The organism is uncultured Sphingopyxis sp. (genome assembly GCF_900078365.1).
In the GTDB taxonomy this organism is placed as follows: domain Bacteria; phylum Pseudomonadota; class Alphaproteobacteria; order Sphingomonadales; family Sphingomonadaceae; genus Sphingopyxis.
In genome coordinates, this window is record NZ_LT598653.1 from 3,062,181 (window position 1) to 3,074,347 (window position 12,167).

The following is a 12,167-nucleotide window of genomic DNA, read 5'->3' on the forward strand; positions in this document are numbered from 1 at the left end:
CCGGCGAAAGAGGACGGTGCCGATGCCCGATCCTGCGGGAGAGAAAAGATGACCGACACGCCTGAAAGCGCAGCTTTTTCCGGCCCCGGCGCACAGGCCCCCGCCCGCCGCGGCGTGTTGGCCGCGGCGATCGGAACCGCGGCGCTCGCCGGCCTGCTGTTCGGCTTCGACACCGCGGTCATCGCGGGCGTGACCGGCGACCTGACCCGCCTCTTCGCCCTCACCCCCGAAACGCTCGGCGTCACCGTTTCCGCCGCGCTCTGGGGAACGCTGGCCGGCGCGCTGTTGGCGGGCAAGCCGGGCGACGCCTTCGGCAGCCGCGACAGCCTCCGCGTGCTCGCCATCCTCTATTTCGTTGCGGGGCTCGGCTGCGCGCTCGCGCCGGGCTGGACATCCTTCCTCGTCTTCCGTTTCATCTGCGGGCTCGCGATCGGCGGCTCGTCGGTCCTCGCCCCCGTCTATATCGCCGAGATCGCGCCGCCGCGGCACCGCGGCTTGCTCGTCGGCCTGTTCCAGCTGATGATCGTCACCGGCATCCTCGTCGCCTATCTCAGCAATGCGACGATCGCGGGGATCATGGGCGGCGAGACGGCGTGGCGCTGGAAGCTGGGCGTGACCGCGGCCCCTGCCCTGATCTTCTTCCTCCTGCTCTTCGCGATCCCTAACAGTCCGCGCTGGCTGCTCGCCAAGGGACGCCGCGACGAAGCCGGCATGGCGATGATCCGGATCGGCGCGCCGGCCGCCGAACTCGACCGGATCGCAGAGGCGCTCGAACGCGATCCGCCGGGCGAGAAGCTGTCGTGGCGGCGGCACCGCCGGCCGATGCTGCTCGCCATCCTGATCGCGATGTTCAACCAGCTCGCGGGCATCAACGCGGTCCTCTATTATCTGAACGATATTTTCGCGCGCGCGGGGTCGCTGTCGCCCGACCGCCAGGCGGTGCTGATCGGGATCGCCAATCTGGTCTTCACGCTCGCCGGCATGGCGCTGATCGACCGCCTCGGGCGCAAGACGCTGCTGCTCGCGGGCGCGGCGGGCATGACGCTGTGCCTCGCCGCCGCGGCCGGCGTGCTGTTCGGCGCTCTGGACAAGGCGCTGATGCTGCCCGCGCTGGTCGGGTTCATCGCCTTTTTCGCGACCAGCCAGGGCGCGGTCATCTGGGTCTATATTTCGGAAATTTTCCCGACCCCGGTGCGCGCGCGCGGCAGCGCGCTCGGCGCCAGCACGCACTGGCTGATGAACGCCCTGATCGCCGGGATATTCCCGGTGCTCGTCGCCTGGTCGCCCGGCGCGCCGTTCGCGATCTTCGCCGCCGCGATGGTCCTGCAATTCGTCGTCGTCGCGGCGGTCTTTCCCGAAACGAAGGGCGTCGATCTCGACGACATGGACCGGCGGATCGCGGCGATCTGACCGTCAGCGCCCCGCCTGCATCAGAATCGATTCCGATGGCAGGATATGGTCGAGGAAGGGGATGATCGCGGCGCCGATCGCCGACGCGTCATCGGCCGCGCCCGCCCGCTGCACCGGCGCCACCACCGGCAGCTGGAGCCCCGCCATCCGCGCATTGAGCCGCTCGACGAGGCCGTCGACCAATTTGCCCGGCAGCCGCCCGCCGATCAGGATGGCGGCGGGGTTGATCAGGCAGTTGACCGCGATCAGCGGCTGGACGAGCGCGTCGGCGGCATCGTCGAGCCATTGCAGAATCACCGCCTCGCGCTCGGGCGAACTGCCGAGCAGCGCGTCGGGCGCATCGACCCGATGCCCTTCGGCTTCGAGCCGGGCGTAGAGTGCCGACAGCGACACCGTATCCTGCACATTGGCGCCGTCGCCGCGTTCGGGATCGGGCATGGCCCAAATCTCTCCCGACCGCGAATCGGCGCCGCGGACATAGCTGCGGTCGATGACGAGCCCCCCGCCCAGCCCCGCGCTGATCAGCAGATAGAAGAAGCTCGGCAGCGCGATGCCGTTGCCGAGATGCACTTCGCCGAGCGCCGCCGAAGCGGCGTCATTGTCGGCGTGCAGCGGCCAGGGCAGCACCTCGCCAAGCAGCGCGCCGAGGTCGATCGCATCCCACGCATCATATTCCTTCGGCCGATGCGGCAGCGCGATGCGGCCAAGATCGTCGGGGAGCGCGACCCCGACGCCGAGAATACGCGCCCGGTCGACCCCGCCCTCCTCGAGCAGCTTCGGCAGCACGTCGCGCACATGATCGACGACCGTTTCGGGCAGCGCGAAAGCGATCTCGCGCGTGTGACGGCTGCGGATCTTGCCGGCAAGGTCGAGCGTCACCAGCGTGATATGATCGCGGTCGATGTTGAGCCCGATCGCGAAGGCGCCGTCGGGATCGATGACGATCCGCATCGCCGGCTGGCCGCGCTTGCCCTGCAGCCGCCCGGCGGGCTTGACGAGGCCGAGGTCGATCAGCCGCTTCGTGATGTTGACGATCGTCGGCGGCGTCAGCCCGGTCACGCGCGCCAGGTCGCTGCGCGTCGTCTCTTCGGTCAGGCGGATCGCCTGGAGCACGATCCGCTGGTTATAGTCGCCCGCGCGCTCGAGATTCGTGCCCGACAGGCTGAGCGTCAGCCGCGCGTCGCGCGCCTCGGGGCCGCTCGTGGCCGATTGGCGGCGGTCGCGACCCGGAAGGTTGAGACTCATTGCAGGACTGCCCTCCAAGCTGGTTCGAATGCCCGGCGCCCCCCGCCAAACAGACTCATGCCATAAAGCGTAGCCGCTTTAATAATATGATTTTCGATAAAGCGGAGCAGCGGCGTCCTGTCAATCGAACGCCGCCAGTCTCATCGCTTCGCCGCGATATAGGCGGCCACCTGTTCCTCGAGCACGCTCAGCGGCAGCGCGCCTTCGCTCAATATGGCCTCGTGGAATTCGCGAATGTCGAAGCGCGGACCGAGTTCGCGTTCGGCGCGCTCGCGCAATTCGGCGATCTTCAATTGCCCGACCATGTAGCTCGTCGCCTGTCCCGGCCAGTTGAAATAGCGGTCGACCTCGCGCGCGATGTCGGTGTCGGACACCGAGCTGTTGGCGCGGAAATAGGCGATCGCCTGGTCGCGCGTCCACCGCTTCGAATGGATGCCGGTGTCGAGCACCAGCCGGATCGCGCGCCACACCTGCAGCGACAACATGCCGAACCGGTCATAGGGGGTCTTGTATACGCCCATCTCGTTCGCGAGCCGCTCCGAATAGAGCCCCCAGCCCTCGATATAGGCGCCATAGCCGCCGAACTTGCGGAACTTCGGGATGCCGGTCAGTTCCTGCTGCCGCGCGATCTGGAAATGATGGCCCGGCGCGCCCTCGTGCGCGGCGATCGCCGCGACCTGGACCTTCTGCGTCTGGTTCATGTCGATCAGGTTGACATAATAGATGCCGGGGCGCGACCCGTCCGCCGAGGGCGGATTGTAGAAAGCGGTCGAGGCGGTCGCCTCGCGCCATTTCTCCACCGCGCGCACTTCGAGCGCCGCCTTGGGCAGCACGCTGAAATAGCGCGGCGCCGCTTCCATCGCCGCGGCGATCACCGCGCGCGCGTCGGTCAGATAGGCTTCGCGGCCGGCTTCGGTGTTCGGATATTTGAGCTTGGGGTCGGTGCGAATATGGTCGAAAAATTGTTCGAGCGTGCCCTCGAACCCGACCTCGCGCTTGATCGCTTCCATTTCCTGCCGGATCGCCGCGACCTGCTTCAGCCCGAGTTCGTGGATCTGGTCGGCAGTGAGGTCGGTCGTGGTCGAATTCTTGAGCCGGTCGGCATAATAGGCCGCACCGTCGGGCAGGCTCCACACGCCGAAATTGCCTTTCGACTGGGGCTCGATCTCGTCGATCGCGGCGATCAGCACGTCATAACCGTGCTTGAACGGCCCGGTCAGCGCCGCGCTCGCATCGGCGAGCAGCTTCGCCTTGACCGCATCGGACGCATCGAGCGCGCCGACTTTTTTGCGGAAATCGGCAAGCAAGGTCGAATCGGACCCGCCGTCGAACGGCGCGCCGACGAGGATTTTCTTCGCATCGGCGCGCGCGGGCGCGAAATTCACCTTGTTGGGCACCGCCCCGGCGGCCGCCTGTTCGCGCATCGTCGCCGCGACCTCGCGCATCACGCGGTCGGTGTCGCGCAGGCGGGCGATATAGGCCTCGGCATCGGCGACGCTATCGACCTTGTGATTGTTGATCAGCAGCACCGGAATATCGCCCGCCGGGCTGCCGCTGGTCGTCACGGGGAAGCGGAGCTTGCGGAAAGGGAAGGAAGCGCGGCGACGCTCGACGTCATATTCGAACAGGCGGTAACTGACGCGCGCGCTCGGTCCCAATTGTTCGGGCCGGAAGCGCGCTTTCATTTCCTTGAGCTGCTGCTCGATCAGCGCCTGCTCGCGCACCGCGGCGGCGTCGGTATAATCGTCGAGCCGGTCATAGTTGGTCTTGAGCCCGAGATGCGTCTGGCTTTCGGGCTGGAGCGCGATCCGCGCGTCGAAGGCGTCGTCGAGAAAACGGAGCAGCGCCGCGTCCTGCGTCGCCGCCGGCGCCGCCTCGGCCAGCGCCGGGGCGGGAAGGACGGCGAGCGGCAAGAGGGGCATCATCATCAGGGCAATGGCGAAACGCATGAAAATTCTCCTGTCGAATGCGTTGCTTGTAGCCACCGCTTGCTTCGGTGCAATCACAACCGAAGGGTGCGCGATCGGCGTGAGGCGATTACGCTTCGGCGATTGCGAAGGCGAAACAGCCCGGGTAGCGCCTTGCGCATGACAAAGCCCTGCCACCGTCGCCTCGCCATTCTCGCCGCCCTGGCCTATCTTGGCCTGGCGCTCCCGCCCCCAGCCGCGACCGCGGCCGAGGCTCCCCAGGCCACGCTGTATACGGGCGCGACGGTCATCGACGGCACCGGGGCCGCTGCTCGCCCCGATCAGGATATATTGGTCGATGGCGAGCGTATCGTGGCGATCGGGGCGCATGGGGCACTGGCGTCAAGGGCGGGGGCAGCCCGGCGGGTCGATCTGTCCGGGCGCTTCGTCATTCCCGGGCTGATCGACAGTCACGTCCATCTCGCGACGCCGCCGAACCGGGTCCGCGCCGAGGCGATCCTGCGCCGTCAGCTTTATGGCGGGGTCACCGCGGTGCGCGACATGGCCGACGACCTGCGCGCGGTGGGCGATCTGGCGCGCGCCTCGCTCGTGGGCGAAATTCCCGCGCCCGACATCTATTATGCCGCGCTGATGGCGGGCCCGCCCTTTTTCGCCGATCCGCGCGTCCTGTCGGTCAGCCGCGGCTTCGCGCCGGGGACCGCGCCGTGGATGCAGGCGGTCGATGCCGACACCGATCTGCGTACCGCAGTGACGCTGGCGCGGGGGACATCGGCGACCGCGATTAAAATCTATGCCGATCTTCCCGCCGAGCGCGTCGCGGCGATCACCGCCGAGGCCCACCGGCAGAAGATGATGATCTGGGCGCACAGCGCGGTCTTTCCCGCCCGTCCCGCCGAGGTCATCGCCGCGGGCGCCGACGTCGTCAGCCATGTCTGCTATCTGGGCTATGAAGCGCAGCCGCAAATGCTCGCGGCCTATGAGGACCGCACGCCGGTCGACGAGACGCGCCTCGCGCCGACGGGCGACGATCCGGTGGTCGCCGGCCTCTACCGGGCGATGGCAAAGCAGGGCACGATACTCGACGCGACCGGCAGCCTGTTCGTGAAGTTCGAGGCGGCGCGCAAGGCCGACCCCAAGGCGAAACCGCTGCGGTGCAGCGGCGCACGGACGATCCGCCTGACGCAGCAGGCGTGGCGCGCCGGCATTCCGATCGCGACCGGCACCGACTTCGTCGATCCCGCGAGCAATCCCTGGCCCGAAGTCCATGCCGAACTGCGCTATCTGGCGCATGATGTCGGCATGCCGCCGCTCGCGGTCGTCCATTCGGCAACGCTCGTGGGCGCCCGGGCGGCCGGGCAGGACAAGGATATGGGATCGATCGAACCCGGCAAGCTCGCGAATTTCGTCGTGCTGGCCGCCGACCCGCTCGCCGACATCGACAATATCGAACGGATCGAGATGACCGTGAAGCGCGGCCGCGAATATCGGCGCGCCGACTATGCCGCGCCGACGCCGAAGGAATTGGGCGAGGAGGATTGACCGGCTGGCTGGGGCGGCAGGAGACTCAGCGAAGTTCGAGCGGGGGAGTTGTCGAGGATGCCCCCAGTGGCACGATTGGATTAACGTTGCAGGTGATTATAAGATGAAATTCCGGGCACAAGTCATTCCTTTCGGCAATGCGACGGGCGTCGAGGTGCCTGACAAAGTCATGCAGGCGCTCGGTCCCGAGGGCCGCCCGCCGGTAACGATCACGATCAACGGCCACAGCTGGCGCAGCAGGGTGGCGGCAATGCGCGGGCAGCGGCTCATAGGGATCAGTGCTGCCCACCGCGCCGCCTCCGGGATCAGCGAAGGCGATGTCATCGAAATCGATGTCGAACGCGACGAAGCGCCGCGGGAAGTTGCCGAGCCCGCCGACCTCGCGGAGGCGCTCAATGATTGTCCGCAAGCCAGAGCCTCTTTCGACCGCCTGCCTTTTGGACTTCGGCAAAAGCACGTCAGAACGATTCAGGAAGCCAAGAGTGCGGACGTTCGCGAACGGCGCATCAGCAAATTTGTTGCGGCTCTCAGGGATTCGTCATCGCGGAGAGTCTGAAAAATGGTCCCTCGCGGCAGCGTGGTTCCCAAGGTGAGACTCGGGGGTCAAACATGGTCGCGGGTCTCCCTATGGACTGCACGACTCTGCGTCCGGCTCTTTGAGCGGATGCGGGAAGATCGGTGGTTGCAGGATGGACTGGCCTTTACCGGGCACGGTCGTGACAAGCTTTCGGAGATCGGTCTGGAATTGGCGGATTTGCCGCCCAGCAACCGGCCCCTGTGTCGCTCATGCCTCGACTGGAGCCAGCGGCGCCAACATCTGGCCGGCCGCGCGGGCAAAGCCATACTGGATCGCGTTCTGGCGCTTTCCTGGGCACGGCGGTTGCCCGAATCACGCATCATCAGCTTTGACCCGGAAGGCGAGCGGCGTTTCAACGGCTGGCTGGGCTGACAAGCCCCGTTCGGTGCGGACCGATTGCCGAGCTTAGGATCAGGACCCCAAGGGGCGGATCGTCATTGACGTTCCGCCCTTCGTTTGCGCATTTCCGGACCAAATGCGACCCAGCGGCACATTGCGGCAGGTGCGCAGGAATTGGCTCGACATTAACCTTATCTTGAGCCGCCGCGATTAGTAGCAAACCGCTGATAGACCGAAAGATTGTCCATGACAGTACGCCTGCTCCTTCTGATCCTCGCAAGCGTAAGCCTCTCCGCACTTGCGCAGCTCACCCTCAAGATCGGAACCACCGCCGCCGCCGGCGGCCGATCGACGGGAATCGGCGGAGAGATTGGCGGCCTCGCCCAATCCCCGATGATCATCCTGGGCCTCGGCCTCTACGGCATCGGCGCGCTGCTCTGGCTTTTCGTCCTCGGCCGTGCCCCGCTGTCGCTGGCCTATCCCTTCGTCGGGATCGGCTTCATCCTGACGATGCTCGCGGGCGCCTTCTGGCTGAACGAAAGCATAAGCGTCGCCCGCGTTGCGGGAACCCTGCTGATCGCCATAGGCTGCGTGCTTGTCGCGCGCTCGGCGTAAATCCCGTGACTCCACCGAGCCCAAGTTTTCAGCCCTCGATACTGGAGCTTTCACCGCGAGCCTGCTCGGCCCTGCTCGCCGCGATCATCCTTGTCGCCGTGGCGCTGAGAGTGGCGGCCGCATGGGTGCTGAAGCATCCGCTCGATAGCGATCCGCTCGCCTATTTCACCATGGCCCAAGGCCTCGCCGAACGCGGCGAGCTCGCTGATATGTACGGCCAAAAGGCTTTCTACAGCGCCGGCTACCCCTTGCTGCTGGCCCCCTTTTTCAAGGCGTTTGGCAGCTCGGTCGGCGCGGCGATAGCGGTCAATCTGCTTTTGTGCGCCGTCAGCATCGGGTTGATCTACCGGCTCACGATTGCGCTGTCCGGACATCGCGGCGCGGGCCTGATCGCTGCCGCCGTCTACGCTTTATGGTTTCCTGGCCTCTGGAACGCGACGATGCTCGCAAAGGAAAATCTCGCGGCGCCTTTGCTGCTTGGCATCGCCCTGTGCGCGATCGGGATCGCACGCGGCGAACGCCCCGCCGGCACCGCGCTGGCCGCCGGGCTGTTGTGGGGCGCGGCGCTGGTCACGGGCGGTTCCGCGCTGCTGCTCTGCTTCGGCGTCGCCGCCGCGCTGCTGATGTTGTGGCGCGCGCGCGGCAGTTTTGCGCCGGCCTTTTCCGCCGGGCTGTGCTTCATCGTCGGCGCCGCGGTGATGCTGGCGCCGTGGCTCTACGCGACCAACCAGATGGTCGGCCGCCCGGTCCTCACCACCAACGCCGCGTTCAACCTGTATCTCGGCAACAACCCCGCCGCGACCGGCAAGTTCGTGAGCATCGCAGACACCCCGCTGGCAAAGAATTGGGACGCCGCGCGCCTGCGCCTTGGCGAGGTCGGTAATGCCGACCGCCTGCAAGCCGCAGCACTCGACTGGATCCACGCGAATCCCGGCAGAGCGGCAGAACTGGCCGCGCTCAAGCTCGTCTATTTCTGGCAACCCAATCTTCCCGACGCGAACGACTTCGCGGCCTCGACGGCGCTCGCGTCGATCCGGCTCTTCGAAGTTGCGCAATATGGGCTGACCCTGCTGATCGGGCTGCTCGCCTTTCGTTCGCGGGGGGTCGCAAGCGACGGCAAATGGATTTTTGCCGCCATGATCGCCGGCTTCTGGCTGATCCACGCCGCCGCCTATATCATCCCCCGCTACCGCGATCCGGCGATTCCGCTGCTGATCGTCATGGCTGCCATCCCGGTCGCGGCCTGGATCGAGCGGTTCGCGGCGCAAAGGGCCCTGCGCAATGCTGCATGAACAACCCAACCACGTTCCCGACAGCGTCAACGAGGCCGTGCCGCTGTTCGTCGACGTCGATGGGACGCTGACGCGCGCGGATATTTCGCTCGAAAGCTTCGTGCGGATCGGGCGATCGGGCATAGCCGCGCTGATCGCGGTGCTGGCATGGCTGATCGCGGGCCGCGCCGTCGCCAAGACGATGGCGGCGCGGCGCGACCGCATCGACGCCGCGCGACTGCCTTACCGTCCGGAGGTGCTCCATCTCATCGAGCAGGCCAAGGCCGAAGGCCGCCCCGTGATCCTCGCGAGCGCAAGCCATTGGCGGCACATCCGCCGCATCGCCGATCATCTGACGCTTTCGGATCCGGTCATTGCGACGCGCGGCCGCTCCAATCTGAAAGGAGCCGCCAAGCTTGCCGCCATCCGCACACGCATCGGTCCCGATGCGCCGTTCGACTATGTGGGCGACAGCCGCGCCGACAGCTGCCTGTGGCGCGAAGCGCGGCGCGGCTGGTCGGTCGGCCATGTTCCGCCGCGATCGCCGGTCGAACGCCTCGGCGACCCGCGCCCCGGCCCCGCCCGGTCGATTATCAAGGCTATGCGCCCTCACCAATGGGCCAAAAACGCGCTGGTGATCGTGCCCGCGTTTACGTCGGGCGAATTCATGAAACCCGCCGTGTTGCCGACGGCGGTGGCGGCCGCATTGCTCATGTCGCTGATCGCTTCGTCGATCTATTTGCTGAACGACCTGCTCGATATCGACTCCGACCGCGCGCATCGCACCAAATGGAAACGGCCGCTTGCGCATGGCGATCTCCCGATACCCGCCGCGCTCGGCCTGTCCCTGCTTCTCGCGGCCGCGGGTCTTGCCGGGGGATGGCTGTTGGGTGGTCCCGAGCTGACCTTCTGGCTGTTGGCCTATATGGCTATCACGACCGCCTATTCGTTCCGGCTGAAGGCGGTGATGGTCGGCGATGCGATCGTCCTCGCCTCGCTCTACACGATCCGTATCTGGATCGGCGCGATCGCGATCGGGGTGGCGCTCAGCTTCTGGCTGTTGCTCTTCTCGGTCTTCCTGTTCCTGAGCCTCGCCTATCTCAAACGCTATGTCGAGATGCGCGACGCGATCGAACCCGGGCGCCTGCTCAGCGGGCGCGGCTATGTCGGCGGCGACCTTGACGTGGTGATGATGTCGGGGATCTCGGCCGGAATGGTTGCGATCCTCGTGCTCGCTCTGTTTGCGCACGACCCGGAAACGGCCGAACATTATGCGCTGCCCGAAATGCTATGGCTGCTCTGCCTGCCGCTGATCTACTGGCTGAACCGCATCTGGATGATGGCGCGGCGCGGCGAGGTCGAGGGCGACCCGGTGGCCTTCGCGATAAAGGACGGGCGGAGCCTCTTCGTCGGCGCCGTGATGGCCTGCATTTTCCTAGCCGCCCTCTACGGACCGGCGGCCGTCCAGCTGATCGCCGGTTGAGGGCGCGGAATCGAGTCGAGGCTCAGGGGCGTTCCGACGCCTGTTTGATCAACAGCGTATCGATCCCGCGGCTGTAGGCTATCGCATAGCCCGGCAAGCGGGGAACGCTCTTGGCATCGAGCCCTGCGATCCACAATGCGTTGAAATCCGCCTGTGCCATGCTTCTCATTCGCTCACCAAGGACATTCCGGTCCGGCGCGCCTTCGGGACAACGGACCGGAATGTCCTGCGAGCCGTCGAACCAGCGGGCGCGATCCGACGGTTGCCGGATCGTCATCACGTCCGACCCGGGGATCTGGAACAGCGTATTGCTGAAAGCGTCGCGCCGCGTGATCGCATAGGCGCCGAGCTTGCGGTTGGGGGTCAATGCCCAGTTGTCGCACCCCGCCTCCACCGACAGGAAGCCAAGCCGGCTCCCTCGTGGCACCTCGTCGAGCAGGACCAGCCTCTTTTGCAGCACATGATCGGCTTGCCGCCAATGCACCGATGTCCACCCCGCGCGCAGCACGAACAGGCTCGCGCCCAGCATGATCAGCAGCCGCTCGCGTTCGGGTCTTTCGGCGGGGCGGATCGCCATGACCATCACCATCATCGCCACGGGAGCGAGGCGCAGGTCCGCACCCCAGCTTCCCAAAACCGTCGTCGGCAGCAAGAGCGTCGCGAACAGCAGCAATCCGCCGCCCGCGGCGAGACGAGGCTCCAGCCGGCGCCCGCCCGCCCACAGGAGCGCAAGGACCGCGCCGAGGCAGAGGCTCGCCGTCATCGCGAGGTCGAATGGCATCGACAGGCCTTTGAGCGCCGTGGCGAAATTCATGGCCTTCGCCTGCAGGAGGTGCGGCGCATACCAGAACAAGCGGCCGCCGCCTTCGGCGCGCCAGACCAGGAGCGGAACGATCGGCAAAAGCAACGGCACGGCGCGCAAGGCGCGATGCACCAGGTCGCGCCGGCTTCGCACCATCGCCAGTTCCGCACCGGCAACCAGGAGGAGCAGGATCGCCCACCCCATGATATGGGCGGTCCATACCGCGATGGCGCCGAGACCGAAGGCAAGCGACGTATAAAGGCTCGCCCGCCGGCTGGCATACCACGCCGCCGCGACGAGCAGCGCCAGCGCCACGGACAGGCAATAGTTGAGGAAACCGAACAAAAAGGGCTGCGCGAAAGCGAATGGCAGCGCGAGCATCGCACCCCCCGTCACGCGGCCGTGCGCGGAACGGGACAACAAGAGGATGCCGGCAACGGTTAGCGGAGCGATCAGCGCGCTCACGATGCGCGTGGCGGACTCCACTCCAAGCAAGGGCGACAGCGCCAGGACCGGAAGGTCGACGCCGAGATTGCCGACCCAGCGCCAGTCGACGATAAAATAACGGTCGAGTGCCGTTCCCGGCGCGATCGCCGCGAAGATATGATGGCGCGCGAGATGATTGGGGTAATCCGACGCTCCGGGCACTGTGACGGCCAACATCGGCACGGTGGCGAGAATGACGAGCAGCACCGCGCACGAGAGCGGGAACCCATTTTTTCCGATCATCATCCCGCCGCATTCCTTCCGGCAAAGCACCCTATTTCGCGCGCGGTAATTTGCCGCGCTACCGGAAAGCAATTCAAGCTGACGGTTCGATTGCATACCGATCGAGGCACACCCCGCGCAGCGAAAAAACCTGCCGCTGTCCCATATCCTCGAACTATATCCCCGCAGTAAATACTCGGCCCTGACGTTCCAGGCTAACCATGCGAACATGATGCACGTCCATCCGAAA

General features: G+C 66.3%; 9 protein-coding genes and 1 pseudogene. 7 read left to right on the plus strand and 3 right to left on the minus strand.

Features of this window, described 5'->3' with window-relative positions; all coding sequences use genetic code 11:
- Positions 1–42 precede the first annotated feature (42 nt).
- Positions 43–1,410 (plus strand): annotated as a pseudogene (locus tag QZL87_RS14165) (sugar porter family MFS transporter); the annotation flags it as partial.
- A gap of 3 nt (positions 1,411–1,413) precedes the next feature.
- Here QZL87_RS14165 and QZL87_RS14170 read toward each other — a convergent pair.
- Together QZL87_RS14170 and QZL87_RS14175 are read right to left on the minus strand one after the other, a co-directional pair.
- The gene (locus QZL87_RS14170) at positions 1,414–2,655 is read right to left on the minus strand and encodes an ROK family transcriptional regulator (RefSeq protein ID WP_295320515.1); all 1,242 of its coding nucleotides are present in this window, start codon (positions 2,653–2,655) and stop codon (positions 1,414–1,416) included.
- Between the two features lie 140 nt (positions 2,656–2,795).
- Positions 2,796–4,604, minus strand: coding sequence for a DUF885 domain-containing protein (locus QZL87_RS14175; protein ID WP_295320517.1), 1,809 nt, complete (start codon positions 4,602–4,604; stop codon positions 2,796–2,798).
- Between the two features lie 138 nt (positions 4,605–4,742).
- On the opposite strand from QZL87_RS14175, the gene QZL87_RS14180 reads away from it, so the two are divergent.
- The 6 genes from QZL87_RS14180 to QZL87_RS14205 all read left to right on the plus strand — a co-directional run bounded on the left by QZL87_RS14180 (position 4,743) and on the right by QZL87_RS14205 (position 10,407).
- Complete coding sequence (locus QZL87_RS14180) at positions 4,743–6,122, plus strand: amidohydrolase family protein (protein ID WP_295320520.1); 1,380 nt, start codon at positions 4,743–4,745, stop codon at positions 6,120–6,122.
- Between the two features lie 103 nt (positions 6,123–6,225).
- A complete protein-coding gene (locus QZL87_RS14185) occupies positions 6,226–6,678 on the plus strand; it encodes a YdeI/OmpD-associated family protein (protein WP_295320523.1) in 453 nt (150 codons plus the stop codon).
- 126 nt (positions 6,679–6,804) lie between these two features.
- Positions 6,805–7,071, plus strand: a complete 267-nt coding sequence (locus tag QZL87_RS14190) for a hypothetical protein (protein ID WP_295320525.1) — start codon at positions 6,805–6,807, stop codon at positions 7,069–7,071.
- Between the two features lie 213 nt (positions 7,072–7,284).
- Positions 7,285–7,653, plus strand: a complete 369-nt coding sequence (locus QZL87_RS14195) for a hypothetical protein (protein ID WP_295320527.1) — start codon at positions 7,285–7,287, stop codon at positions 7,651–7,653.
- Between the two features lie 110 nt (positions 7,654–7,763).
- A complete protein-coding gene (locus tag QZL87_RS14200; protein ID WP_295320529.1) occupies positions 7,764–8,945 on the plus strand; it encodes a hypothetical protein in 1,182 nt (393 codons plus the stop codon).
- Positions 8,935–10,407 (plus strand): UbiA family prenyltransferase, encoded by a 1,473-nt coding sequence (locus tag QZL87_RS14205; RefSeq protein WP_295320532.1) that lies wholly within the window; start codon positions 8,935–8,937, stop codon positions 10,405–10,407. Before QZL87_RS14200 ends, QZL87_RS14205 begins: the two co-directional genes overlap by 11 nt.
- Positions 10,408–10,429: 22 nt before the next feature.
- Here QZL87_RS14205 and QZL87_RS14210 read toward each other — a convergent pair whose 3' ends face one another.
- Positions 10,430–12,148 (minus strand): hypothetical protein, encoded by a 1,719-nt coding sequence (locus QZL87_RS14210; RefSeq protein WP_295320534.1) that lies wholly within the window; start codon positions 12,146–12,148, stop codon positions 10,430–10,432.
- Between the last annotated feature and the right edge of the window lie 19 nt (positions 12,149–12,167).

What these genes read in the sequence shown, in the direction of transcription:
- QZL87_RS14185 (WP_295320523.1), top strand. Translation starts at nt 6,226, where the DNA reads ATGAAATTCCGGGCACAAGTCATTCCTTTCGGCAATGCGACGGGCGTC.
- QZL87_RS14205 (WP_295320532.1), top strand. Translation starts at nt 8,935, where the DNA reads ATGCTGCATGAACAACCCAACCACGTTCCCGACAGCGTCAACGAGGCC.
- QZL87_RS14180 (WP_295320520.1), top strand. Translation starts at nt 4,743, where the DNA reads ATGACAAAGCCCTGCCACCGTCGCCTCGCCATTCTCGCCGCCCTGGCC.
- QZL87_RS14170 (WP_295320515.1), bottom strand. Translation starts at nt 2,655, where the DNA reads ATGAGTCTCAACCTTCCGGGTCGCGACCGCCGCCAATCGGCCACGAGC.
- QZL87_RS14175 (WP_295320517.1), bottom strand. Translation starts at nt 4,604, where the DNA reads ATGCGTTTCGCCATTGCCCTGATGATGATGCCCCTCTTGCCGCTCGCC.
- QZL87_RS14210 (WP_295320534.1), bottom strand. Translation starts at nt 12,148, where the DNA reads ATGTTCGCATGGTTAGCCTGGAACGTCAGGGCCGAGTATTTACTGCGG.
- QZL87_RS14195 (WP_295320527.1), top strand. Translation starts at nt 7,285, where the DNA reads ATGACAGTACGCCTGCTCCTTCTGATCCTCGCAAGCGTAAGCCTCTCC.